Origin of the sequence: uncultured Oscillibacter sp., assembly GCF_900546705.1 — a bacterium.
GTDB lineage: Bacteria > Bacillota > Clostridia > Oscillospirales > Oscillospiraceae > Oscillibacter.
This window is the reverse complement of the sequence record NZ_URDP01000009.1, coordinates 18,254-43,138: the sequence shown is the minus strand read 5'-3', so window position 1 is coordinate 43,138 and position 24,885 is coordinate 18,254. Positions and strand designations below refer to the sequence as shown.

26 protein-coding genes are annotated in these 24,885 nt (G+C 63.2%); 19 read left to right on the top strand and 7 right to left on the bottom strand.

Features of this window, described 5'->3' with window-relative positions:
* Positions 1–26 precede the first annotated feature (26 nt).
* The 16 genes from QZS13_RS03485 to QZS13_RS03410 all read left to right on the top strand — a co-directional run bounded on the left by QZS13_RS03485 (position 27) and on the right by QZS13_RS03410 (position 13,952).
* The gene (locus QZS13_RS03485; protein ID WP_295585521.1) at positions 27–830 is read left to right on the top strand and encodes a hypothetical protein; all 804 of its coding nucleotides are present in this window, start codon (positions 27–29) and stop codon (positions 828–830) included.
* A 222-nt stretch (positions 831–1,052) separates the two neighbouring features.
* Entirely contained in the window at positions 1,053–2,351 is a 1,299-nt protein-coding gene (locus tag QZS13_RS03480; RefSeq protein WP_295585516.1) for a UDP-N-acetylglucosamine 1-carboxyvinyltransferase, read from the top strand.
* A gap of 91 nt (positions 2,352–2,442) precedes the next feature.
* Positions 2,443–3,240 (top strand): MBL fold metallo-hydrolase, encoded by a 798-nt coding sequence (locus QZS13_RS03475; RefSeq protein ID WP_295585513.1) that lies wholly within the window; start codon positions 2,443–2,445, stop codon positions 3,238–3,240.
* Positions 3,228–3,710, top strand: coding sequence for a 23S rRNA (pseudouridine(1915)-N(3))-methyltransferase RlmH (gene rlmH, locus QZS13_RS03470; protein WP_295585511.1), 483 nt, complete (start codon positions 3,228–3,230; stop codon positions 3,708–3,710). Before QZS13_RS03475 ends, rlmH begins: the two co-directional genes overlap by 13 nt.
* A 13-nt stretch (positions 3,711–3,723) precedes the next feature.
* Positions 3,724–4,017, top strand: coding sequence for a hypothetical protein (locus QZS13_RS03465; RefSeq protein ID WP_295585509.1), 294 nt, complete (start codon positions 3,724–3,726; stop codon positions 4,015–4,017).
* Between the two features lie 51 nt (positions 4,018–4,068).
* Positions 4,069–5,793, top strand: a complete 1,725-nt coding sequence (locus tag QZS13_RS03460) for a phospho-sugar mutase (RefSeq protein WP_295585506.1) — start codon at positions 4,069–4,071, stop codon at positions 5,791–5,793.
* Positions 5,794–5,903: 110 nt separating this feature from the next.
* Positions 5,904–6,260, top strand: a complete 357-nt coding sequence (locus QZS13_RS03455) for a DUF134 domain-containing protein (RefSeq protein ID WP_295585504.1) — start codon at positions 5,904–5,906, stop codon at positions 6,258–6,260.
* A complete protein-coding gene (locus tag QZS13_RS03450) occupies positions 6,257–6,667 on the top strand; it encodes a NifB/NifX family molybdenum-iron cluster-binding protein (protein ID WP_295585502.1) in 411 nt (136 codons plus the stop codon). The genes QZS13_RS03455 and QZS13_RS03450 overlap by 4 nt, the downstream gene beginning before the upstream one ends.
* A 172-nt stretch (positions 6,668–6,839) precedes the next feature.
* Positions 6,840–8,126 carry a dihydroorotase gene (locus QZS13_RS03445; RefSeq protein ID WP_295585500.1) on the top strand — a complete coding sequence of 429 codons (1,287 nt, stop codon included), beginning with the start codon at positions 6,840–6,842 and terminating at the stop codon, positions 8,124–8,126.
* The gene (locus tag QZS13_RS03440; protein ID WP_295585498.1) at positions 8,123–8,860 is read left to right on the top strand and encodes a dihydroorotate dehydrogenase electron transfer subunit; all 738 of its coding nucleotides are present in this window, start codon (positions 8,123–8,125) and stop codon (positions 8,858–8,860) included. The genes QZS13_RS03445 and QZS13_RS03440 overlap by 4 nt, the downstream gene beginning before the upstream one ends.
* Positions 8,854–9,771, top strand: coding sequence for a dihydroorotate dehydrogenase (locus tag QZS13_RS03435; protein ID WP_295585496.1), 918 nt, complete (start codon positions 8,854–8,856; stop codon positions 9,769–9,771). Before QZS13_RS03440 ends, QZS13_RS03435 begins: the two co-directional genes overlap by 7 nt.
* Positions 9,764–10,465: an orotidine-5'-phosphate decarboxylase gene (gene pyrF / locus QZS13_RS03430; protein WP_295585493.1), complete on the top strand. Its 702-nt coding sequence runs from the start codon at positions 9,764–9,766 to the stop codon at positions 10,463–10,465. The genes QZS13_RS03435 and pyrF overlap by 8 nt, the downstream gene beginning before the upstream one ends.
* 34 nt (positions 10,466–10,499) lie before the next feature.
* A complete protein-coding gene (gene pyrE, locus QZS13_RS03425) occupies positions 10,500–11,141 on the top strand; it encodes an orotate phosphoribosyltransferase (protein ID WP_295585491.1) in 642 nt (213 codons plus the stop codon).
* Positions 11,142–11,452: 311 nt separating this feature from the next.
* Complete coding sequence (gene pyrB, locus QZS13_RS03420) at positions 11,453–12,373, top strand: aspartate carbamoyltransferase (protein ID WP_295585489.1); 921 nt, start codon at positions 11,453–11,455, stop codon at positions 12,371–12,373.
* A 17-nt stretch (positions 12,374–12,390) separates the two neighbouring features.
* Entirely contained in the window at positions 12,391–12,816 is a 426-nt protein-coding gene (locus tag QZS13_RS03415; RefSeq protein WP_295585487.1) for an aspartate carbamoyltransferase regulatory subunit, read from the top strand.
* 269 nt (positions 12,817–13,085) lie between these two features.
* The gene (locus tag QZS13_RS03410) at positions 13,086–13,952 is read left to right on the top strand and encodes a YitT family protein (RefSeq protein WP_295585485.1); all 867 of its coding nucleotides are present in this window, start codon (positions 13,086–13,088) and stop codon (positions 13,950–13,952) included.
* Between the two features lie 52 nt (positions 13,953–14,004).
* On the opposite strand, the gene QZS13_RS03405 is transcribed toward QZS13_RS03410, so the two are convergent.
* The 4 genes from QZS13_RS03405 to QZS13_RS03390 all read right to left on the bottom strand — a co-directional run bounded on the left by QZS13_RS03405 (position 14,005) and on the right by QZS13_RS03390 (position 17,839).
* Positions 14,005–14,874 (bottom strand): radical SAM protein, encoded by an 870-nt coding sequence (locus QZS13_RS03405; RefSeq protein WP_295585482.1) that lies wholly within the window; start codon positions 14,872–14,874, stop codon positions 14,005–14,007.
* Positions 14,871–16,145: an aminotransferase class I/II-fold pyridoxal phosphate-dependent enzyme gene (locus QZS13_RS03400; protein ID WP_295585480.1), complete on the bottom strand. Its 1,275-nt coding sequence runs from the start codon at positions 16,143–16,145 to the stop codon at positions 14,871–14,873. Before QZS13_RS03400 ends, QZS13_RS03405 begins: the two co-directional genes overlap by 4 nt.
* A 90-nt stretch (positions 16,146–16,235) precedes the next feature.
* On the bottom strand, positions 16,236–17,387 hold the full coding sequence (locus tag QZS13_RS03395) for a permease (protein ID WP_295585477.1): 1,152 nt from the start codon (positions 17,385–17,387) through the stop codon (positions 16,236–16,238).
* Between the two features lie 131 nt (positions 17,388–17,518).
* On the bottom strand, positions 17,519–17,839 hold the full coding sequence (locus tag QZS13_RS03390) for a hypothetical protein (RefSeq protein ID WP_295585474.1): 321 nt from the start codon (positions 17,837–17,839) through the stop codon (positions 17,519–17,521).
* A gap of 183 nt (positions 17,840–18,022) precedes the next feature.
* Here QZS13_RS03390 and QZS13_RS03385 point away from each other — a divergent pair, with 183 nt between their 5' ends.
* On the top strand, positions 18,023–19,396 hold the full coding sequence (locus QZS13_RS03385) for an MATE family efflux transporter (RefSeq protein WP_295585473.1): 1,374 nt from the start codon (positions 18,023–18,025) through the stop codon (positions 19,394–19,396).
* Positions 19,397–19,442: 46 nt separating this feature from the next.
* Here QZS13_RS03385 and QZS13_RS03380 read toward each other — a convergent pair whose 3' ends face one another.
* The 3 genes from QZS13_RS03380 to QZS13_RS03370 form a co-directional block, all read right to left on the bottom strand.
* Complete coding sequence (locus tag QZS13_RS03380) at positions 19,443–20,321, bottom strand: PfkB family carbohydrate kinase (RefSeq protein ID WP_295585468.1); 879 nt, start codon at positions 20,319–20,321, stop codon at positions 19,443–19,445.
* Positions 20,318–21,046: a PHP domain-containing protein gene (locus QZS13_RS03375; RefSeq protein WP_295585467.1), complete on the bottom strand. Its 729-nt coding sequence runs from the start codon at positions 21,044–21,046 to the stop codon at positions 20,318–20,320. Before QZS13_RS03375 ends, QZS13_RS03380 begins: the two co-directional genes overlap by 4 nt.
* Positions 21,047–21,119: 73 nt before the next feature.
* Positions 21,120–22,121, bottom strand: a complete 1,002-nt coding sequence (locus QZS13_RS03370) for a LacI family DNA-binding transcriptional regulator (RefSeq protein ID WP_295585466.1) — start codon at positions 22,119–22,121, stop codon at positions 21,120–21,122.
* Positions 22,122–22,491: 370 nt separating this feature from the next.
* On the opposite strand from QZS13_RS03370, the gene QZS13_RS03365 reads away from it, so the two are divergent.
* On the top strand, positions 22,492–23,229 hold the full coding sequence (locus QZS13_RS03365; RefSeq protein WP_295585465.1) for an HAD family hydrolase: 738 nt from the start codon (positions 22,492–22,494) through the stop codon (positions 23,227–23,229).
* A gap of 43 nt (positions 23,230–23,272) precedes the next feature.
* Positions 23,273–24,841: a phosphoglycerate mutase (2,3-diphosphoglycerate-independent) gene (locus tag QZS13_RS03360; RefSeq protein WP_295585463.1), complete on the top strand. Its 1,569-nt coding sequence runs from the start codon at positions 23,273–23,275 to the stop codon at positions 24,839–24,841.
* Positions 24,842–24,885: the final 44 nt, after the last annotated feature.

The following is a 24,885-nucleotide window of genomic DNA, read 5'->3' as shown; positions in this document are numbered from 1 at the left end:
GCGTCTGCCTCAGAAAGGAACCTCCCATGCAAAGTACCCGCCTGAAAAACATCATTATATTGATTCTGGCGCTGCTGAACCTCTTCCTGCTGGGTTCCCAGCTGAGCCGGCAGGCCGCTCAGCTGGAAAGCCGCAGCCGGACCGCGGAGCAGCTGACTGCCCTGTTCGAGGCCAACAACATCACGCTCTCCCAGAGCGCCGTCACCTTCGACCCGCCGCCGGAGGGCGCCTCTCTGAGCCGGGACGTGGACCAGGAGCGCCAGCTGGCCGCCTTTTTGCTGGGTAAGGGCATGACCCACTCCAGCCAGAGCAGTGTCATCTACTCTTACGAAAGCAGCGCCGGGGCCGCCGTGTTCAGCGCCGGCGGTGCCTTCGAGGCCGCCATTTTGCTGGGCGAGGACACCAATGTAGAGCGCCTTTGCCGGGAGCTGTGCCGTCAGTTCCAGTACGACGATCTCACCGTCTCTCAGGAAGAGCCCTTCTCCGCCTCCGCTACCCGCACCTTTGACGGCTACCCGGTGTCCAACTGCACCGTCACCTTCTCTGTGCAGGGCAGTGCCCTGACCGTCAGCGGCACGTTCCTGCCCGCCGCCGCTTCCTCCTCCGACGGAGAAACCGGCTCCCTGGACGCCGTGTCCGCCCTGACCGAGTTTTTGAACGCCCACCTGGAAAGCGGCGCCGTGGTATCCCACGTCACCGACGTCACCGCCTGCTATCAGGTGCAGAATACCTCCGCCTCCGCGATGAGCCTGGTGCCCATGTGGTGCATCCAGACCGATTTTGGGTCATATTACGTCAACTGCTACACCGGCACGGTCACCCGCGGGTGACACGGATGTTATTTTTGAACGAATTATGGAAACGGTGCAGGAATGATTTGCATTTCCCCTGTGGATATGATATAGTGACGCTGTGTGAGTTTCCCCGGATGAAATTTTCCCGGCCCGCGGCCTTTGCGCGGGTATGAAGCGGCACCGGCCGGGCAAACTGTCCGCAGAGGCGGACGGCATTGCCGCCACAAAAGAACGTGCCTTGAAGAGAGGGTAAATATTTTGACAAAATATATTGTACAGGGCGGAAAGCCCCTGTTTGGTGAAGTAGAGATCAGCGGCGCCAAGAACGCCGCCGTTGCCATTATCCCCGCCGCGCTGCTGGTGGACGGCACCTGCCGCATCGAGAACATCCCCCAGATCTCCGATGTGACGCTGTGCCTGAAGATTCTCGAGCAGCTGGGCGCCTCCATCCGTTCCATCAACCGCCACACCGTGGAGATCAACTGCAGCCATATCCGCTCCACCCGCACCAGCTACGAGCTGGCCCGGAAGATCCGCGCCTCCTACTACCTGATCGGCGCCCTGCTGGGCCGCTTCGGCCAGGCAGAAGTGGCCATGCCCGGCGGCTGCAACTTCGGCGTCCGCCCCATCGACCAGCACGTCAAGGGCTTTACCACCCTGGGCGCCAAGGTGGTGGTGGAGGGCGGCTTCATCCATGCCTCCACGGAGTCCGGCCGCCTCAAGGGCGCCCACGTCTATCTGGACGTGGTATCCGTAGGCGCCACCATGAATATCATGATGGCCGCCGTCATGGCCGAGGGCGATACCGTCATTGAAAACGCCGCCAAGGAGCCCCACATCGTGGATCTGGCCAACTTCCTCAACTCCATGGGCGCCAATGTCCGCGGTGCCGGTACCGACACTATCAAGATCCGCGGTGTGGACCGGCTCACCGGCGGCTCCTACGCCATCATCCCCGATCAGATCGAGGCAGGCACCTACATGGCCGCTGTGGCCGCCACCGGCGGTCAGGTTCTCATCAAGAATATTATCCCCAAGCACATGGACTGCATTACCGCCAAATTGGTGGAAATGGGCGTGGAGGTGGAAGAGCATGAGGACACTCTCCTGGTGCGCCGCACCGGCAAGCTCCAGAAGACCAACGTCAAAACCATGCCCTACCCCGGCTTCCCCACGGACATGCAGCCCCAGGTTACCGCCGTGCTGTCTCTGGCGGAGGGCACGTCTCTTGTGACCGAGAGTGTGTGGAACAACCGCTACCGCTACGTGGACGAGCTCAAGCGCATGGGCGCCAACATCCAGGTGGACGAGAAGACCGCCGTGGTGGAGGGTGTGGATCATCTGACCGGCGCTCCCATCCAGGCCTGCGATCTGCGGGCCGGCGCTGCTCTGGTCATCGCCGCCCTGGCGGCTCACGGCCAGAGTGAGATCAGCTGTGTGCAGTATATCGAGCGGGGCTATGAGGACATCGTCACCAAGCTGCGCCGTCTGGGTGCGGATATCCGCGCCGTGGAAGAGCCCGGCGAGTCCGAGGAGCTGGAAGCCCATATCGGCTGACCCCATACGTCCGCGACGGAGGATGGCGACCATAGGTCGACGGCCTCCCTTGCGGACGTTTTCTCATCTCTTATCAAGCGAGGTATTTCCCTTGACCACTGTACATACCCTCTCCAGCGGCTCCTCCGGAAACGCCCTTTTACTCTCCAGCGGCGGCACCCACCTGCTGCTGGACGCCGGGATCTCCTGCCGCCGCATCACCCTGGCCCTGCGGGCGCTGGATTTGACACCGGAGGATCTGACCGCCATTCTCATTACCCATACCCACACCGATCACATCGCCGGCCTTGCCACCCTTTTGAAAAAGCGCCGGCTGCCGGTGGTGGCCAGCCGGGACGCCGCGGCGGATCTGGCCGGGCGGCTCCCCGCCTTTGCCGACTGCATCCGCGTCTTCCCCGCCGGGGGACAATTCACGCTGGGCAGCTGCCGCGTCACCGCTTTCCCCACCTCCCACGACGCTCCCGGTGCCTGCGGCTACCGCATTGACACCGCCGATACCGCCGTGGGCCTCATGACGGACACCGGATACGTGACCCCCGCCGCGCAGGAAGTCCTGCCCGGCGTGGAGGTGGCGGTACTGGAGGCCAACCACGACGTGGAGACGCTGCGCTCCGGCCCCTATCCTTATTATTTAAAGGAGCGCATCCTGGGCCGGGGCGGCCATCTGAGCAATGAGGACGCCGCCCGCTTTGCCGTGACGCTGGCACGGTTCGGTGCCGCGGAGGTAGTGCTGGCCCATCTGAGCCGGGAGAACAACACCCCGGCCATGGCGCTCTCCGCCGCCCAACGCGCCTTTTCCGCCGCCGGGCTGGATACGGACATTTTGTCCGTGGCGCCCCGGGAGCAGCTCAGCCGTGCCTACGGCGGGAGGGTTTCATGCAGAGGGTAACCATTTTGTGTGTAGGCAAGCTGAAAGAGCGGTTTTACACGGAGGCCGTGGCTGAGTACGCCAAACGCCTGGGCCGCTTTTGCCGGCTGGACATTGTGGAACTGCCGGAAAGCCGTCTGCCGGATGACCCTTCTCCCGCCCAGATCCGCCAGGCCCTGGAGACCGAGGCATCCTTGATCCGGGCCAGGATTCCCAAGGGCGCTGCCGTCATCGCCATGTGCATTGAGGGACAGACCCTCTCCTCCCCCCAGCTGGCCCAGCGCATGGGCCGCTTTGCCGTGGGCGGGGAGTCCAGCCTGGTCTTTCTCATCGGCGGCAGCGTGGGGCTGGACGAGTCGGTCAAGGCGCAGGCGGACCTGCGGCTTTCCATGTCCCCCATGACGTTCCCTCACCATCTGGCCCGGGTCATGCTCCTCGAGCAGATCTATCGGGCTTATCAGATCAACGCAGGCACCAAATATCATAAGTAAAGGGGTCGTTTCGATGGAACAGGATTTCTGGGCCCGGGCCCAAACCATCCCGGACAACTGGCCCACCGACGAGCACGGAAACCGGGAGAAAGCCGCCCGGCTGTCCGTGGAGTCGGAAGCGGACAGCGTGGCGGACATCACCATCTCATTCCTCGCCGGCTGCGGCATCCCCGCCTTCAAGGTCGGTACCCAGGGCAAGGTCATTCTGGGGGTTACCGGGACAGGCGTGGACATCTACGTACCCGTCTCCCGCCTGGAGGAGGCCCGGGCGCTGCTGGCATCCCCTGCGCCGGAGGAAGACAGCTGAGGCAATCTCTGCACCGGACGGTGCATCATCATTCAACAGGAGGAACAGCGTATGGATTTCATGAAAGAGTATGAAAAGTGGCTTGCAAGCCCTGCTCTGTCCCCGGAGGAGCACGCGGAGCTGGAGGCCATCCGCAGCGATCCCAAGGAAATCGAGGCCCGGTTCTACGGCCCCCTGGAGTTCGGCACCGCCGGGCTGCGGGGCACCATGTACACCGGACTGCACAATATGAACATCCACGTCATCCGCTGGGCCACCCAGGGCTTTGCCGACGTGATCTGCGCCGAGGGCCAGGCGGGCCGAGACCGGGGCGTGGCCATCTGCATGGACTGCCGCAACCACTCCATGGAGTTCGCCCGTGCCGCCGCCGAAGTCTGCGCCGCCAACGGCATCCACGTGCGGATCTTCGAGTCCCTGCGCCCCACTCCGGAGCTGAGCTTCGCCGTGCGGGAGTACCACTGCCAGGCGGGCATCAACGTCACCGCCAGCCACAACCCCAAGGAGTACAACGGCTACAAGGTCTACTGGGAGGACGGCGCCCAGCTTCCCCCCCACCACGCCGACGCCATCGCCAAGCGGCTGGAGCAGCTGGACATCTTCCGCGACATCAAGACCATGCCCTATGATGAAGCCGTCTCCCAGGGCATCATCGAGGTACTGGGCACCGAGACCGACGAGAAGTTCCTCGCCAACGTCATGGCCCAGGTGAACGACCCCGAAACGGTTGCCAAGGTGGCCGACACCTTCAAGCTGGTCTATACCCCCTTCCACGGCACCGGCTACCAGCTCATCCCCGAGGCCCTGCACCGGCTGGGCATCCGTCACCTCATCTGCGTGCCCCAGCAGATGGTGGTGGACGGCAACTTCCCCACGGTGGTCTCCCCCAACCCGGAAAACCCCGAGGGCTTCGCCCTGGCCGTGGAGCTTGCCAAGAAGGAGGGCGCCGACTTCATCCTGGGCTCCGACCCCGACGCCGACCGGGTGGGCATCATGGTCAAGACCAAGAGCGGCGAGTTCAAGGTCATCTCCGGCAATCAGACCGGCGTGCTGCTGCTGGACTATCTCATCGGTGCCATGAAGCGGGCCGGTAAGCTGCCGGAAAAGGCCGTGGCCCTCAAGACCATCGTCACCACGGAAATGGCCCGGAAGGTGGCCGAGGTCAACGGCCTCGCCTGCTACGACACCTTCACCGGCTTCAAGTTCCTGGCCGAGAAGAAGGACAAGCTGGAAAACGCCGGCGAGGGCAAGGTCATCTTCGCCTACGAGGAGTCCTACGGCTATATGCTGGGCGACTATGTCCGGGACAAAGACGCCGTCACCGCCTCGCTGCTGCTCACCGAGATGGCCGCCTGGTACGCCTCCCAGGGTCTGACCCTGGCTGACGCCCTGGAAAACCTCTATAAGAAGTACGGCTACTACGCCGAAAAGACCCACAATCTGGTCATGCCCGGCCTGGACGGCCTCAAGGACATGGCAAACCTCATGGCGTCTTTGCGCCAGCAGCCCCCTGCCCAGATCTCCGGCGTGGACGTGGTGGTCCGCAAGGACTACACCGACGGCTCTGTGGTGGACTGCCGCACCGGCGCGAAGAGCACCATGGAGCTCTCCGGCTCCAACGTGCTGCGCTACGAGCTTGCCGACGGCACCACTATCCTGGTGCGCCCCTCCGGCACCGAGCCCAAGATCAAGGTCTACATTCTGACCCAGGGCGCCGACGCCGACGCGTGCGCCGCCAACATTGAAAAATACGGCCAGTGGGTCCAGAGCCTCCACTGATATCCGGTCCGGCGCACCAAATGGCGCGCCGGACCCTTTTTATTTTCATTCTTGACATATGCCCAAAACGCGCTATAATGGGCATATGTTCAAAAAGGAGGATGTGCGTCATGCCCCGCAATGCAAAATGCCGCCGGGTGTGCCGGATGCCCGATCACTGCCGCTTCTCCCCCGACCAGCCCGCTCCCTCCGGAGCGGTGGAGCTGACGGTGGAGGAGTACGAGGCGGTCCGGCTCATGGACTACCTGGGCCTTACCCAGGAGGAAGCCGCCGAGCAGATGGGCGTGGCCCGGGCCACCGTGCAGCGGATCTACGCCCAGGCCCGCCGGAAGCTGGCCGTCTTTTTGGTGGAGGGCCGTACCCTGACCATCGGCGGCGGCAGCTACGCCCTGTGCCCCCGGCAGTGCCGGTCCGGCTGCGGCAAGCTGTGCGGCGCATGCGCACACGGAAAGGAAGCACAATCATGAAAATCGCGGTTACCTATGAAGACGGAATGGTGTTCGGCCACTTCGGCCACACGGAGCAGTTCAAGGTCTACGACGTGGAGGACGGCAAGGTCGTCTCCTCCCGGATCTGCCCCACCAACGGCAGCGGCCACGGCGCCCTGGCGGGCTTCCTGGCCCAGCAGGGGGTGGACTGCCTGATCTGCGGCGGCATCGGGCCCGGCGCCCAGATGGCCCTGGCCCAGGCGGGCATCCGTCTCTACGCCGGCTGCACCGGCAGCGCCGACGAGCGGGTGGACGAGCTGCTGGGCGGCACGCTGACCTACGCCGAGTCCGCCACCTGCGATCATCACCACGACGGTGAGGCCCATACCTGCGGCGACCACGGCTGCGGCGAGCATCACTGCGGCGACCACGGCTGCCACAACTGAATTGAAAAACGCCCCGTCTCTTCAAGGAGACGGGGCGTTTTCCCATCTTCCAAAAAGCCGCCGCCCTCCACGGTGCTTTTTATGGTCTTTGCCGGAGAAAATCGGTTGACAAGGCCTCCGCTTTCCGATAATATAATATGTTGAATGAATCCACAGAGAAAGGAGATCTCTCATGAGCTTGCTGCTGACCGGCGGTGCCGTTTTCCGGAACGGGACATTCCAGGATATGGATATCTCCATTGACCAGGGCCGTATTGTTTCCGTTTCTCCCTCCCTTCCCCGTGACGGTGCTTCCGTGATTGAATTGCATGATTGTTTGGTAGTTCCAGGTTTCGTTGATGTCCACGTTCATCTTCGGGAGCCTGGTTTTTCTTATAAGGAGACGGTGTTCTCCGGCACGTCGGCGGCAGCCGCCGGCGGCTACACCGCCGTGTGCGCCATGCCCAACCTCAAGCCCGTGCCCGACTGCCGGGAAAACCTGGATGAGGAGCTGGCTGCCATCCGCCGGGACGCCAAGGTGCATGTGTACCCCTACGGGGCCATCACCCGGGGCGAGTCCGGCGCGGAGCTTGCCGACATGGCAGCCATGTCCCCGGACGTGGCGGGCTTTTCCGACGACGGCAAGGGCGTCCAGTCCCCGGATATGATGCGCCGGGCCATGGAGCTTGCCAAGTCTCTGGACAAGCCCATCGTGGCCCACTGCGAGGATGAGTCTTTGCTGGCGAAAGGCTGGTGTGTCCACGACGGAGTCTACGCCGCCGCCCACGGTCTCACCGGCAACGCCTCCGAAAGCGAGTGGCGCCAGGTGGAGCGGGACATTGCTCTGGTGCGCGAGACCGGCTGCCGCTACCATGTGTGCCACATCTCCACCAAGGAATCCGTTGCCCTCATCCGGCAGGCCAAGGCAGAGGGGCTGCCCGTCACCTGCGAGACCGGCCCCCACTACCTGGTGCTGTGCGACGAGGACCTCCAGGACGACGGCCGCTTCCGCATGAATCCCCCCATCCGCTCCGCCGCCGACCGGCAGGCGCTGCTGGAGGGACTCTTGGACGGCACCATCGACTGCATCGCCACCGACCACGCCCCCCACTCTCCTCAGGAGAAGTCCGGCGGACTGCGCAACAGCCTCAACGGCATCGTGGGCCTGGAGTGCGCCTTCCCCATTCTCTACACCCAGCTGGTGGCCACGGGTCTGGTTTCCCTGGAGACCATTCTCCGGGCCCTGTGCACCCGTCCCCGGGAGATCTTCGGCCTTAGCGGCGGCGCCATCGAGCCGGGCGCCCCGGCGGATCTCGCCGTGCTGGACCTGAATCGGCCCCACACCATCGACGCCGCCGCCTTCCGCTCTCTGGGCCATGCCACGCCCTTCGACGGCTGGGGCGTGGGCACCGCCGTGGCGCTGACCGTCTGCGGCGGGGAAATCGTCCACCACGATCTTGGAAATGAGGAGGAGCTATGAAAAAATCTCTCTTTACGTTGGAGCATACCCGCCAGCTGACGGAGGATACCTATGAGGTTCTCCTCTCCGGCGACACCTCCGCCATCACCGCCCCGGGTCAGTTCGTGAACATCTCCCTGCCCGGCAATTATCTGCGCCGCCCCATCTCCATCTGCAACTGGGATGACCAGGGCCTGCTGCTTTTGGTGAAGGTCGTGGGCAAGGGCACCCACGATCTGGTGCGCTGCGTGCCCGGCACGGAGCTGGACGTGCTCAGCGGCCTTGGAAACGGCTTTGACCCCTCCCTCGCCGGGGAGCACCCGGTGCTGGCGGGCGGCGGCATCGGCATCGCCCCGCTGTACGGCCTGGCCCAGCGGATGATCGCCGCCGGACAGAACCCCACCGTGACGCTGGGCTATCGCAGCGGCAAGGACGCGTTCTATATTGAAGAGTTCGCCGCCCTGGGCTGCCGGCTGCTCATCGCCACGGAGGACGGCTCCCTGGGCACCCGGGGCTTTGTCACCGACTGCATCCGCAGCGTCCCCGAGTGCGACTACGTGCTCACCTGCGGCCCGCTGCCCATGCTCAAGGCGGTCCACGGCCTTGACCAGCTCAAGGGCGGACAGTTCAGCTTCGAGGCCCGCATGGGCTGCGGCTTCGGCGCCTGCATGGGCTGCACCGTGCCTACCAAGGACGGCTATAAGCGGGTGTGCAAGGACGGCCCCATCCTGTATAAGGAGGAGATCGTATGGTAAACTTAGGCGTGAATCTGGCAGGCGTTGCCCTGAAAAACCCCGTCATCCCCGCCTCCGGCACCTTCGGCTACGGCCGGGAGTATGCGGAGCTCTATGATTTAAATGTGCTGGGGAGCTTTTCCTGGAAGGGCACCACCGGTGAGGCCCGGCTGGGCAATCCCCAGCCCCGCATCGCGGAGATGGCCTCCGGCATGCTCAACGCCGTGGGTCTCCAGAACCCCGGCATCGACGCGGTCATCGCCAATGAGGTGCCCAACATCGCGAAGATCTTCCAGGGCCCCGTCATCGCCAACATCGGCGGCTTCACCCTGGACGAATACGCGGAAAACTGCCGCAAGCTGGAATCCGTGGACCAGGTGGCCATCCTGGAGGTAAACATCTCCTGCCCCAACGTCCACGCCGGCGGCAGGAACTTCGGCTGCGACCCCAAGGCCGCCGCAGAGGTGACGAAGGCCGTGAAGGCCGCCACCACGAAGCCGGTCTTTATGAAGCTGACCCCCAATGTCACCGACATCGCCGAGATCGCCCGGGCCTGCGAGGACGCCGGCGCCGACGGCGTGTGCCTCATCAATACCCTGCTGGGCATGCGCATCGACCTGAAAACAAAGCGTCCCATCATCGCCAACCGCACCGGCGGCGTCTCCGGCCCCGCCGTGTTCCCCGTGGCGCTGCGGATGGTGTGGGACGTGTACGAGGCGGTGAAGATCCCCATCATCGGCTGCGGCGGCGTCTCCTCTGCCGAGGACGCTGCGGAGATGATGCTGGCCGGCGCCACCGCCGTGGAGGTGGGCGCTGCCAACCTGGTGGACCCCTATGCCTGCAAGACCATCATCGAACAGCTGCCGGACGTGTGCCGGAAGCTGGGCGTGGACAATATTTCTGAACTGACTGGAGGAGCACATCATGGCTAAAGACGTAATCATCGCGCTGGACTTCCCCACCAAGGAGGAGACGCTGCATTTTCTCGACCAGTTCCCCGCCGGGGAAAAGCCCTTTGTGAAGATCGGCATGGAGCTTTTCTACGCCGAGGGTCCCGATGTGGTGCGTGAGATCAAGGCCCGGGGCCACAAGATCTTCCTGGACCTGAAGCTCCACGACATTCCCAACACGGTCAAGCGCGCCATGAGCGTGCTCTCCCGCCTGGACGTGGACATGGTGAACCTCCATGCCGCCGGCGCCGGTGAGATGATGCGCGGCGCCCTGGAGGGCCTGACCCGGCCCGACGGCACCCGTCCCATGCTCATCGCCGTCACCCAGCTGACCTCCACCGACGCCGCCGCCCTGAAAAACGAGCTGCTCATCGACGTGCCCATGGCCGAGACGGTTATGTCCTATGCCAAGAACGCCGCCAAGTGCGGCCTGGACGGCGTGGTGTGCTCTCCCCTGGAGGCCGCGCTGGTAAAGGAAAACTGCGGCGAGAATTTCGTCACCGTCACCCCCGGCATCCGCTTTGCCGACTCCGCCGCCGGTGACCAAAAGCGCATCATGACCCCCGAGAAGGCAGGCAAGTCCGGCTGCGACTACATCGTGGTGGGCCGCCCCATCACCCAGGCCGAGGACCCCGTGGCTGCCTACCGCCGGGCCGTCAAGGACTTCCTGGGCTGATTCGATCTGTATTTTACCAAGGAGGATTTTAGATATGAACCTGGAACAAACCATCGCTCATGACCTGCTCTCCATCGGCGCCGTCTTTCTGCGCCCCGACGAGCCCTTCACCTGGGCCAGCGGCATCAAGAGCCCCATCTACTGTGACAACCGCCTGACCCTCACGGCCCCTGCCGTCCGCACCCAGGTGGAGGAAGGCCTGGTGGACCTCATCTGCAAGCACTATCCGGACGTAGAGGTCCTCATGGGCACCTCCACTGCCGGCATCGCCCACGCCGCCATCGTGGGCCATCTCATGGGATTGCCCATGGGCTATGTCCGCTCCGGCAACAAGGACCACGGCCGCGGCAACCGCATCGAGGGCAAGCTGGAGGCGGGCCAGAAGGTGGTCGTGGTGGAGGACCTGATCTCCACCGCCGGCAGCTGCATCGAGGTGGTGGAGGCCCTGCGGGAGGCCGGCGCCCAGGTGCTGGGCATCGTGTCCATCTTCACCTACGGCCTGCAGAAGGGTCTGGACCGTCTGGCCGCCGCCAATGTGACCAACTACTCCCTGTCCAACTTCGACGCCGTGTGCCAGGTGGCTGCCGACGAGGGCAAGATCCGCCCCGAGGACATCGAGCGGCTCAAGAAGTTCCGCTCCAACCCCAGCGACGAAAGCTGGATCACGTCGAAATAAACGTCGCTCATTCCGCTTCCAGCTGATGCTGAAAGCTCCATCCGCTCCGTTTATTTCTCCTTTTCCCCTCCGCACAGGGGGCGCGGCGGGGGCCCCATGAGATAAACGCCGCTCATTCCGCTTCCAGCTGACGCTGAAAGCTCTATCCGCTCCGTTTATTTCTCCTTTTCCCCTCCGCGCGGGGCGCGGCGGGGGCCCCGCTTGAATAAACGTCACTTGTTCCGCTTATTTCTCCTTTCCCCACCGCGCAGGGGCGCGGCGGGGCCTTGTAAAACACTGAATTGAAACCATCTTCCGAAAGGAGCAGTCCCATGCCTAGAAACCTCATCGACATCACTGACCTGAGTGTGGAGGAGATCGACCAGCTGATCGCCACCGCTGAGGATATCATCGCCAATCCCGTCAAGTACCAGGACGCCTGCGCCCACAAGCAGCTGGCCACCCTCTTCTTCGAGCCCTCTACCCGTACCCGCCTGAGCTTCGAGTCCGCCATGCTGGCCCTGGGCGGCAGCGTGCTGGGCTTCTCCGAGGCCATGTCCAGCTCCACCGCCAAGGGTGAGACTGTAGGCGACACCATCCACACCGTCAGCTGCTACGCCGACATCATCGCCATGCGCCATCCCAAGGAGGGCGCCCCCTACGCGGCGGCACAGTTCTCCGAGGTGCCCATCATCAACGCCGGTGACGGCGGCCACAACCATCCCACCCAGACCCTCACGGACCTTCTGACCATCCACCGGGAAAAGGGCCGTCTCAACGACTTCACCATCGGCTTCTGCGGTGACCTGAAGTTCGGCCGCACCGTCCACTCCCTGGTCAACGCCCTGAGCCGCCAGACCGGCATCCGCTTCGTCTTTATCTCCCCCGACGAGCTGAAGATGCCCGACTACCTCAAGGAGAACGTGCTGGACCGCAACGGCCTGCCCTACGAGGAGACCGGCAGCCTGGAAGAGGCCATGCCCAAGCTGGACATCCTGTACATGACCCGCGTCCAGAAGGAGCGCTTCTTCAACGAGGCCGACTACATCCGCCTGAAGGACACCTACGTGCTGGACCCGGAGAAGTTGGTTCCCGCCAAGCCCGATCTTTGCATCCTGCACCCCCTGCCCCGGGTCAATGAGATCACCGTCTCCGTGGACCGCGACCCCCGCGCCTGCTACTGGAAGCAGGTCAAAAACGGCAAGTTTGTCCGCATGGCGCTGATCATGAAGCTGCTGAACATCCAGGTGTAATGGAAGGAGATCTCGCAATGAATATCGACAGCATCCAAAACGGCGTGGTTCTGGACCACATCCAGTCCGGCAAGAGCATGGACATCTACAAATACCTGCATCTGGACGAGCTGGACTGCTCCGTGGCCATCATCAAGAACGTCCGCAGCGACCGCATGGGCCGCAAGGACATCATCAAGATCGACTCCCCCATGGACGTGGATCTGGACGTGCTGGGCTACATCGACCCCAACATCACCGTCAACATCATCCGCAACGGCGAGCGGGTGGAAAAAAAGCACCTGGAGCTTCCTCAGAAGCTGGTGAACGTCATCCACTGCAAGAATCCCCGCTGCATCACCATGGCCGAGCCCCAGCTGGACGCCATCTTCCTGCTCAGCGATCCGGAAAAGCACACCTACCGCTGCGCCTACTGCGACACCGAGAAGGTCCGCAAGCTGTAAAAAGAACGCCGTATCCGGCGAACCAAGGCCGCTGCCGTCATGAGACGGCAGCGGCCTTTTTTGTCACCCGCCATGCAGGATGCAGCAGCGGCTTTGCAGAATGCGTCCGGTGCCCCCGCTGTCCCGGTCCGGAGCGCCCCTTCCCCGTCATTTTGCATGATTTGAAAATTTTCTTGCATATACGGGAAAACTTTGAATTTTTACTTGCATTTCCAGGAAAACCAGCGTATACTGCGGCCCGGAAGATTCAAGAAAGGAAGGTTTCCCCCATGCAGCACACTTCATGTCAGGCCGGGCGCTATCTCGCCGTTGCGGGCCTGGCCGTGATTATGGGACTGAGCTATGAGCTCTTCGTGTTCCCCAACGCCTTTGCCCCTGCGGGCATCAACGGCTTTGCCACCATCATCCAATACCTGTTCCACGTGAGCATCGGCTATCTGTCCCTGATTATCAACCTGCCGCTGATCCTGCTGGCCTGGCGGAAGCTGGACGCGGACTTTGCCCGCAAGAGCCTGTTGTTCGTGCTGGTCTTTTCCGCCGTGACTCTGGGCCTGGGCCGGATGGACCTGAGCGGCATTGCCTACGACACCGGCTCCTCCGCCATTTTGGGCCCGGTGACCGCCGGCGTGGTCAGCGGCGCCGTGTACGGCCTGGTGATCCGGCTGGGCGGTTCCACCGGCGGCACGGACATCATCGCCGCCTGGGTCCACAAGCTCCACCCCCAGGCCAGTCTGGTGTGGGTGATCTTCGGCCTCAACGCCTCCGTGGCGGTGCTGTCCTTCTTCGTTTACGGCTACCAGTTCGAGCCGGTCATATTGTGCCTGATCTACTGCTACCTCAGCTCCCGCATCAGCGACGGCATCCTCAAGGGTTTCAAGACCGCTCTGAAATTCGAAGTGGTCACCCAGCACGCCGACGAGCTGTCCGAGCGTCTTTTGCGGGAACTGCACCACGGCGTCACCGTGCTGCCCGCCCAGGGCATGTACTCCGACACCCCCAAGTCGCTGCTGATCTGCGTGGTCAACCGCAGCCAGGTCATGCAGTTCCACCGGGTGCTGGGGGAGTTTCCCGACACCTTCGCCTATGTCTCCAACGTCAACGAGACCCTGGGCAACTTCAAGCACATCGCCTCCTGACCCCACAAAAAAACGCCCCCGGAAAGCAATGCTTTCCGGGGGTTCTTGTCTTTTACAGACCTCGCCACGACTCCGGCCGCAGGCGGCCCAGGTCGTGCTCGGCCGCGTCGATAGTGCGCAGCATGGCGTCCTTGTCGGCGTTGAGGGTGCCCTTGAGCACCAGGTAGTTGCTGGCGTGGTTCATGCGGAACACGCTGCCGGGGCTGTCCAGATGCTCCACCAGCAGTCTCGTCTCCTCCAGCACCTGAGGCTGGGTCAGCAGATGGAACTTGCCCTGCTGCACCCAGTCGTAAAGGGGCGTCTCCGGCTCCACCATCAGCGTCAGCATGCCGATATACTCGGGGTTCATGGCATTGAAGGCCTTGGCCGTCTCCACGGCGTGGCGCTCCAGCAGCTCAGGTCCCCCCAGGCCCGTGATGGCCGTGACGGACAATGCAATGCCGCTGCGCCGCACCTTCTGGCCCATGGCCACGATCTCATCGGACATGTGGCCCTTGTTCATGAGCCGCAGCACGTCGTCGCAGCCGGACTCCAAGCCCATGTAGACCATGGTCAGTCCCTTTTGCCGCAGGGTACGCAGCTCCTCGTCCGTGCGGATGCGGATGGAGGCGGGAGAGGCATAACTGGTAACCCGCTCACACTCCGGAAACAGCTCCCGGATGGTATCCAGGATCACATACAGCTCCTCCGCCCGGCGCACCAGGGCGTCTCCGTCCGCCAGGAACACCCGGTCCACCGCCCGGTAGGTCTGCCGGGCTATGCGGAAGTCCTCCAGCACCTCGTCCAGGGGCCGCAGGGCGAACCGCTTTTCCTTGTACATGCTGCAAAAGGCGCAGGTGTTGTGGCTGCACCCGTAGGTCACCTGGACGATGAGGCTGTACGCCTCGGAGGGGGGACGGTATACGCTTCCGAAATATCTCATACGCCCAGCTTCTCCAGTGCCGCCATCTTCAGGCACACGCACAGCACCGCGATGGCCTGCTCCAGCTCCTCCACCGGCGGGTAGGACGGGGCGATGCGCAGGTTGCTGTCAGCGGGGTCCTTGCCGTAGGGGAAGGTGGCGCCGGCGCCGGTGAGGGTCACGCCCGCGTCCCGGCACAGCTCCCACACCCGCCGGGCCGTGCCGGGCATGGCGTTGAGGGAGATGAAGTAGCCGCCCTTGGGCCGCTGCCAGGAGGCGATGTCCAGCGGTGCGATCTCCCGGTCCAGGGCATCCAGCACGCAGCGGAACTTGGGGCCAAGCACCCCCGCGTGGCGGCGCATAAGCGCCAGGGTGTGGGCCTTGTCTTTGAGATAGAGCACGTGACGCTGCTGATTGACCTTGTCGAAGCTGATGATCTGTACGCCCAGCAGCTTTTCCATGTAGGCCATGTTGGCCTCGGAGCAAGCAAAGCAGGAGATACCGGCGCCGGGCAGTGTCACCTTGGAGGTGGAGGCAAACTCAAAGACCATATCGGCGTTATCGTACTTGGCGCACTCGCTGAGAATGTCCGGGAAGTCCACGTACTCCCCCTCGAACTCGTGGATGCAGTAGGCGTTGTCCCACATGAGCAAAAAGTCCGGCGCGGCGGGCTTCATGGAGGCGATGCGGCGGATGGTCTCGGCGGAGTAGATCACGCCGTCGGGGTTGGAGTACTTGGGCACGTTCCACATGCCCTTGACCGCCGGGTCAGCAATGGCAGCCTCCACGGCGTCCATATCCGGGCCGTCCGCGGTCATGGGGATGGTGACAAGCTCGAAGCCGAAGGACTCGGTGACCTGGAAGTGGCGGTCATAGCCCGGGGCCGGGCACAGCCACTTGATCTTCTCCTCCTTGCACCAGGGGCGCGGGCTGTGGAGAAGGCCGTGAGTATAGGCCTTGGCCACGGTGTCGTACATGAGCTGCAAGCTGGCGTTGCCGCCCACGAACACCTGCTCGGGTTTGCAGCCCAGGATCTCGGCAAACAGCCGGCGGGCAGAGGCCAGGCCCTTGAGCTCGCCGTAGTTGCGCACGTCCACACCGTCGGAGACGAAGTCCTCCGGCGTCTTCATCACGTCGAACAGCCCGTTGACCAGATCCAGCTGCTCCTTGCCGGGCTTGCCCCGGGCCATGTTCAGCTTCAGCCCCAGGGATTTTTTTGCCTCGTATTCCGCCGACACCCGGGCGTATTCCGCCGCCCGTTCTGCCGGGGTCATCTTTGCGTAGGGAGTCATTTCCGTTCATCCTCTCAGTTTTTTGGATTTTGAATCAGTATACCATGTTTTCCGCAGCTTTCAATGCCGCGGCCGCGATTTTTCCGCTTTTCACAATTTTGCCAGGATCTGCATGACGATCACCATGTCAATGAGGGCAATGGGATAAGTGGTGGCGTAGATGCCGGCTACGTCCGTGGTGCCCGCCGTCTGGATCAGCGCCGCCAGGGACGGCGAGCAGGTCATGCTGCCGGTCATGGCAGCCAGGCCCCCCAGCAGCGTCAGGCGGAACACCCGACGGCTGAGAATAAAGCCCACGATCAGCGGCACAAACACCAAAATCAGACCGTACACCAGTAAAAATGCCCCGTACTCCCCCAGGATCTGGGCCAGCCGGGCGCCGCCCTCCGTGCCTGCGCCGGTAAAAAACAGGATGAGGCCCAGTTCCTTCACCGGTCCGATGAGCTGGGGCTCCACCCGCAGGTCCAGGGGCCCCACCCGGCCCAGATGCCCCGCCAGCAGCCCCACCAGCAGCGGTCCGCCGGAGTTGCCCAGGGAGAAGCTGCCAAGACCCGGCAGAGGGATGGTGACGCCCCCCAGCAAAATGCCGCAGGCGATGACTGCCGTCAGGGTGAAAAAGCCCATGGGCTCCAGCCGCAGCCGGGGCGGTCGGACCCGGCCATCCCCATCCGGACGGGCGGGATGGCGCAGCAGCGCCCGCTCATGGGCCATATCCGCCCCCAGCAGCTTGGGCACCGTCTGGACAAATAGCACCTTGCACACGGCGCCCACCGGGTACATGATGCCGTATCCCGCCGCCACCATGGCCACGGCCCCGGCATCGGCCCCGAAGGCCTCCTTGGCGGAGGCAAAGCCCGGCGAGGAGGTGTATGCGCCAGTCATCAGCCCCATGACCAGGGGCGGTTCCACCCCGGCCAAACGGATCACCGCCACGCACACCAGCGCGCCGGTGACGGCGGTACACAGGCACAGCAGCACATACGCCGCCCCGTGGCTGCGCAGATTGCCCACGAAGCTTGGCCCTGCGCTGATGCCCACAGAGGCGATGAACAGCACCATGCCCGCCGTCTGCAATTCCCCGGGAAACGAGACGCCGAAGTGTCCGAACACCAGGGCCACCAGGAAAATCGCCGAGCTGCCCAGACTGATCCCCCGGATCTTCACCGCGCCCACACAGTACCCCAGTGCCGCGATGGCGAACAGCTCCAGTATCGTGCGGGCGCTTTCCTGAATGGAGAGCATACGCCCCAGTCCTTTCTCTCTGCCTCAGCGGCAGCATTTTCGCTTCAGTATACCGCTTTTCGACGGATTTTTCAATGCAGAGAGCCGGCGGAACATGCCGCCGGCCCTCATTTTCTCTCTATGTCCGCCCTTTACCGGCAGCCGCAGCCGCGGCTGTCCGCGCAGCCGATGGTTTTGTCCCCCGCCGCGATGCTCACGCCAAAGCGCACCGGGACGCTGACGCACACCTGCTGGGTCATGGTGACGGTGCAGCTCTCGCCGGACGCGTCGGCAGTACACACCACCCGGGGCGCCCCCTGGCAGGTGACGGACATGGACCCCAGCACCGCCGTAGGCGTCATGGTCAGCGGCGCGGTCACATCCACGCACTGCGTCACCACTTTGTTGCATCCGTCCAGCGGGCAGGACGTCTCCGCCTGGGTCAGGGACGGCGTCTCTTCATTGATTCGCAAGACAGTTCCCTCACTTCCTGATGTCAAATCCCGGCCATCTGTCTCCGGGTATGCCCATTCTATGCCGCCGGGCATGGCCCCGTGCGGCGTTTTCCGGAAATATGTCTTTTCCGTCGCCCCGGGCTGTGTTATAATTTTGTTAAAAATACGGGAAAAATACAAAAACTCTGCGAGGTGTATTCCATGGACGAAAAGCAGGAGCAAAAATTCCGGGAGATGACACAGACCCCCGTGGGCCATCTGGTCTGCCGCCTGGCTCTGCCGTGCATCATCAGCATGCTGGTGACTTCCTTTTACAACATGGCGGACACGTTCTTTGTGGGCATGCTGAAAAACCCCAGCGCCACCGGCGCCGTGGGCGTGGTCTTTTCCCTCATGGCCATCATCCAGGCCATCGGCTTTTTCTTCGGCCACGGCAGCGGCAACTTCATCTCCCGGGAGCTGGGCAAGCAGCACCTGGATGAGGCGGAAAACATGGCCGCCACCGGCTTTTTCTCCGCCCTGACCGCCGGAATTCTCATCTGCGTGGTGGGTCAGATCTTCCTGACGCCCCTGGCCACGCTCCTGGGCTCCACCCCCACCATCCTGCCCTACTCCCGGGCTTATCTGCGGATCATCCTCTTCGGCGCCCCCTGGATGACCGCCTCCCTGGTGCTCAACAATCAGCTTCGCTTCCAGGGCAGTGCCGCCTACGCCATGGTGGGCATCACCTCCGGTGCCGTGCTGAACATCGTCCTGGACCCCATTATGATCTTCTGGATGGACCTGGGCGTCTCCGGCGCCGCCTGGGCCACCATCATCAGCCAGTTCATCAGCTTCTGCCTGCTGCTGGCCGGCTGCGCCCGGGGCGGCAACCTGAAGATCCACATCTCCAAGGTCCAGCTCAAACCCGCCTACTACGCCATGATCGTCAAGGGCGGCCTGCCCTCCCTGGGCCGGCAAGGCCTGGCCTCCGTGGCCACCATCTGCCTCAATCAGGCCGCCGGCCCCTACGGGGACACCGCCATCGCCGCCATGGGCATCGTCCAGCGCATCACCATGTTCGGCGGCAGCGCCATGATCGGCTTCGGACAGGGCTTCCAGCCCGTGTGCGGCTTCAACTACGGCGCCGGGCTCTACAGCCGCGTGAAGGCGGGCTTCTGGTTCTGCGTCAAGGCCTCCACCTGCTTTTTGCTGGCCGTCAGCGTGGTGGGCTTTATCATCTCCCCCCAGCTGATCGCCCTGTTCCAGGACGACCCGGACGTCATCGCCTACGGTGCCGCCGCCCTGCGCTTCCAGTGCGTCACCTTCTGCTTCCAGGGCTGGATTGTCATGAGCAACATGATGCTCCAGACCATCGGCAAGACGGTCCCCGCCACGTTTTTGGCCATGGCGCGCCAGGGCGTGTTCTTCATTCCCCTGGTGTTCCTGCTCTCTCACACGCTGGGCTTCCTGGGCGTGGAGATGACCCAGTCCGCCTCCGATCTGCTGACCCTCATCAGCGCAATCCCCATCCAGCTCTACGTCCTGCGGCGGATGCCCGCCGATGTGGACGCCGCCGTCCATTTGCGCAAATGACCGCAAAAAAAGACGCCGCCCGGCCGGGCGGCGTCTTTTTCTTGTATCAGTAAAATTCCTTGATGTAATCCTCCACGTCCGCCCGGGTGCCCATATAGGGGCCCGGCGTCTCCATCTTCAAGGAGACCAGCGCCGTAGCGGTGCGCAGGGCGGTGGGCACGTCGCAGGTGAGCCGCTCCGTGATGTAGCAGGCAAACGTGGTGTCCCCCCGGCCGGTGCGGCCGGACAGGTTCCGGGCCTTGATGGGGCAGGTGTAGATCTCCTTGCCGTCGTAGACCAGCACCTCGGAGTTGTGGGTGATGAGCACCTCCTTGGCGCCCCAGTCGCAGAGCATCCGGGCCGCCTGGGCACGATCCTCCGTGCCGGTGAGGATCTGGGCCTCCGCCGCGTCGGTCTTCAAAAACCGGATGTAGGGCAGCATCTCTTTCTTTTTCGCCCAGTCGTGGTACACCATGCCGCCGTTTTCCACGCAGCGGAGCATGGTCTGCACGTCGATGGCCACCATGGCGTGCTGCGCCGCAAAGGGGATCATCTCGTCGGGGATGTCACCGGCTGCCAGGCCTGCCAGATGCCAGATGGCCGCGTCGATGTCGGGCACCTCCTCCGGGCGGTAGGGGGTAATCATACTGTCCACCGTGGAGGTGCGCCGCTCCCGGTCCGCCGTGTGGTAGACGTTCTTCGTCACAAAGGACGTATCGCTGTGGAGGGGATAAACGGTGATGTTGGGGGCCGCCGCAAAAGCCGCCTTCAGATCCACCGCGCGGGTATCCGCCTTGGGCAGCACCGCGATCTTATGGCCCATATTGGCCGCCGCGAAGCCGGAGTAGTACACCGCGCCGCCGATGGCCTTCACCACGGTGCCGTCGTAATCCACATTGGTGTCCTGAGCAACCTCGCCGATAATCAGGGAATCATACTGACTCATTTTGCCTCTCCTTTCCGCATGGCCTCGTCGGCCTCCACAAAGGACTCAAACTCCGGGCTCCACAGGTGGAAGCGGCCGGACTCGATCATGGCCTTGTAGGCGTAGGAATCGTGCACCCGCTCGGCCAGCACCACGCCCGCACGGGCCTCATCCCCGTCCCGGTGGGTGTCGGAGCCGGCCAGGCGGTAGTACTCCGGGTGCCGCCGGCACAGCGCCAGGGCCAGGTCGTTGTGGTTATCGTGGCGGGGGTTGCCGTTGATGATCTCCGCGCCGTGGACCGCCGTCTCCTGAACGGGGGCGCTGCCCTCCCGGAAGGGATGGGCGTGGATGATGAGCACCTGGTCGTGGAACTTGTCGTAGAATTCCTGGGCGCTCATGCAGCACATATAGGGGTTGGACCGGAGCCACTGCTCGTCAATGCCGTAGACCAAGTAGTCATTGTCGTTTTCCGGGAAGCGCAGCTCCGCGCCCAATATCACGTCCAGGCCCACCTGGTCACCCCGGGCCTTGGAGGCATGGTAGCCGGAAAGATAGTGGTCCATCACATGATCCCAGTTGTGGTCCACGTCGATCCGGGAAAGGTACTCCGGATGCAGGTGATCCGTCACCACCAGGCCGGAAAAGCCGTGGCGGACATACCGGTCCACCACATCGGCGGCGTTCAGGTGTCCGCACTTGCTGGTTTCCGCCGTGTGGGTGTGGGGATCATACAGATAACCGTTCATTGTTTGTTCCGCTCCCTTCAAAATCGTTCGCGCCCGGGTCCGGGCGCCGTATTCCAACACGCGGTGCGCCGCCTCACAGGGGCTGGCACGTACTCCGCTTGACAAGGCCCGGCATCAATATCTGATGCACGTAGCCCTGGGTCCCGTTTTCTATTTTGTCCCGCAGCATATCCACCGCCTGCACCGCCATCTCCCGCTTGGGCTGTTCAATGGTGGTCAGCTCAATGCGGGGCAGCGCCGTGGAGGGGATATTGTCAAAGCCGATCAGGCTCAGCTGCCGGGGGATATCGATGTGCATCTCGTCCGCGGCCTTTAAAATGCCCAGGGCGTTGGAGTCCGTGGAGGCGAAGATGGCCGTGTAGGTAATGGGCTTGGAGAACAGCTCCCGGGCCAGCTGATAGCCGTTGGTGATGGAGGAGCGGGGAAACTCACTGTTGAAGTACTGCTCCCGCAGGTTCAGCTCCCGGCAGGCCTTCATGTACCCCTCCGCCCGCAGCTGGTGGGTGGTGGAGTGACGGCGGCCGAAATAGAGAATATCCCGGTGGCCCAGCTCATAGAGGTACTTGGTGCCGATGTAGGTGCCGTGGCTGTTGTCCACGGCCACATAGCTCTGGGGCTGGTCCCGCAGGTTCTCCGACAAAAACACCGTGGGTACCTGGTCGGTGAAAGCCCGGATATTCTCGTAGGTATCCGGGCTCTGGGGGACGATGAGGATGCCGTCCACCTGACGGCCCAGCAGCAGCTTGACCACCGTCTTTTCCTGCTTGAGATCCGGTCCGGAGTTGCACAGCATGATGTTATATCCGTGGGAGCGGGCGCTCATTTCCGCGTAGTACGCCAGTTCCGACATAAACTGGTTGTCGATGGAGGGCACCACCAGGCCGATCAGGTCCGTCTTTTTCATGACCATGGAGCGGGCCACATAGTTGGTGGTATACCCCATCTCGTCGCAAAGCTTGATGATCCGCTCCCGGGTGTCCCTGCCGATCTGGGGGCTGCCGGAGAGCGCACGGGAAACCGTGGCGTAGGATACGCCTGCCGCCTTGGCCACATCCTTTAATGTTACATTTTTCATAGTTGACCATCCTTTTGGCCGGCAAGAATCGCAAACGTTTCCGTTTCATTTTCAAAACAGGCTCCCGCCTGTTCAGCAACAGAATGTCTATGAAAAGAATATCTGATTTTTCCTGTAATGTCAATACGAATCTGTCTTTCCGGGGTCATTAGGCAGAAAGGCAAAAAACGCCCCAACTCTTCGGCATTTGGTATATTGACAATTCTCCCGGCGATATTTTAGAATAAAACTGCGAAAAAATTGCAAACGTTTACACTCCGTTTCCACAGCCGTCTCCGACGGCCGCGGCGCGTCCCCGCCCTGCCCACGTTTTCCCGGGGTGTGCACCGACGGCACTCGGGCACGCAGTTCAATAAGGAGGCACTTTGTCATGGAAAAAGCAAGTACGTTCAAAGCCGTGTTCTTCGACCTGGGCGGCACGCTTCGCATTGCGCTTTTGGAGGAGCCCTATATGCGCCACGCCCGCCGCAAGCTGGCGGAAATCGCCGGTACAGATCTGCCCTATGAGGAGTTCTACCAGCTGGTGGAGGAGCGCTATGCGCCCTACCGGGACTGGGCTCTGGGCGAAAACAAGGAGTCCGGGGATGAGGAGCTGTGGTGCAAGTGGCTGCTGCCGGACTACGACCGCCAGCGCATCCGCCAGGTCTGCCATGAGCTGAGCTTCCAGTACCGCCAGAGCAAGGGCCGCCGGGTGGTGGTGGACGGCGGCGCCGAGGTCATCCGCACCCTCCACCAGCGGGGCTACAAGCTGGGCATCATCTCCAACCTGATCGGTGAACACGAGGTGCCCGACTGGCTGGAGGAAGACGGACTGGACCAATATTTCGACTGCGTGGTGCTCTCTTCCGTGTGCCATCTGCGCAAGCCCTGCGGCGAGATCTACGACATGGCCTGCCGGGAGCTGGGCGTCACGGCGGCGGAGTGTGTGTCCGTGGCGGACAACATCAAGCGGGACATTCCCGGCGCCAAGGCTGCCGGCATCGGCTACAACATCATCTTCGACTCTCCGGAGAAAAAGCATCCCATCCGCTTCAATGAGGACAACCGGCCCGATGCCGTTATCGAGGACTTCCGGCAGATTCTGGACCTGCTGCCGCCGCTGGTATGACCTACCCGTTCACGTTTGATTGCAGATGAAGGAGGCGTAACCCATGTCACAAATCGATCGGGGCGGCGCCCGGCTGGCAAATGCCGTGCGCAAAGCCTATGCCCAGGGGATGGACGACTACCATCTTGAACCCATGGTACTGACGGAAAGCGGCGCGCCCGCCGGTACGGTCCACGACAACGATGCCGTGGTCTTCTGCTGCCGCCGGGGCGAGCGGGAGATTGAGCTGACGGAGCTTTTCACCGAGCCGGACTTCCATCCGGTGGAGCGGCACGAACTCCAGGGGCTGTATTTCTCCATTCTGACCCTCTACCATGAAAAATTCAAAAACCTGCCGGTGGCTTTTGCACCCGCCCATGTGGTCCGGCCGTTGGCCCAGGTGCTCTCCCAGGCGGGCAAACGGCAATTTCACTGCGCCGAGTCGGAGAAGTTTGCCCATGTGACCTTCTTCTTCAACGGCGGCGAAAACGACCCCTTCCCCGGTGAGGACGATGTGTGCGTCCCCTCCCCCAAGGGCATCGACTTTGACCAGAAGCCGGAGCTGTCACTGCCCCAGGTGGCCCGAAAAGTAACCGAGGCCCTGGGCAAATACGACTTCGTGGTCACCAATTTCGCAAACGGCGACGTCATCGGTCACACCCAGAACACCGCCGCCAAAATCGAAGCCTGCGGCCACGTGAGCCGTGCCCTGGAGCTGGTGGTCAGCGACGCCCTGGCCAAGGGCTACGTGGTGGCGGTCACCGCCGACCACGGCAACATCGAACAGCTCTACACCGCCGCCGGGAAGCCCCACGGCGCCCACACTACCAACCTGGTGCCCTTCGTGCTGATGGACCCCGCCAGTCCCGACCGACTGGAGCTGCGGGACGGGTGCCTGGGGGACGTGGCTCCCACGGTGCTGGAGGTCATGGGCATCCCGAAGCCGCCGGAGATGACCGGCACCTCCCTGGTCCGGGGCCACGACTTCGGTGAGGGCCGGAAAATGCTGCTCATCATCTGCGACGGCTGGGGCCTGGGAGGGGGCGATGAGGGCGACGCCATCCATCTGGCCGACACCCCCTACTGGGACAGTCTGCTTGCCAAGGAGTCCTGGTGCCGCCTCCACGCCTCCGGCACTTACGTGGGCCTGGGCGAGGGCAAGGCCGGCAACTCTGAGGCCGGACACACCAACCTGGGCGCCGGGCGGACGGTCATGCAGGATGACGTCCGACTGGACACCGCCGTGAAGGACGGCAGCTTCCAGAAAAATCCCGTGTTCCTGGAAGCCATCCGGCACGCCCTCCAGCACGGCTCCGCCCTGCACCTCATTATGCTCCTGACCCACAAGTCCTCCCACGGGTCTATGGACTATGCCGTGTCCATCTGCCGCATGGCCCACGACGCCGGGCTGGACCGGGTCTTCGTCCACGTGATCTTCGACGGCCGCTCCACCGATCCCGGCTCCGCCCCGGCGCTGCTGGGCGAGCTGGACCAGGCCCTGGAGGACGCCGGCGCCGGGTACATCGTCGACGGCGTGGGCCGGGGCGTGGCCCTGGACCGGGACAAAAACTACGACAAGGTCAAGCGGGCCTACGACGCCATGGTGGACGGCGTGGGCGCCCAGTACAGCTAAGATACCTGCCCGGGGCGGATCCTCCGCTCCGGGCACAGGTGAGA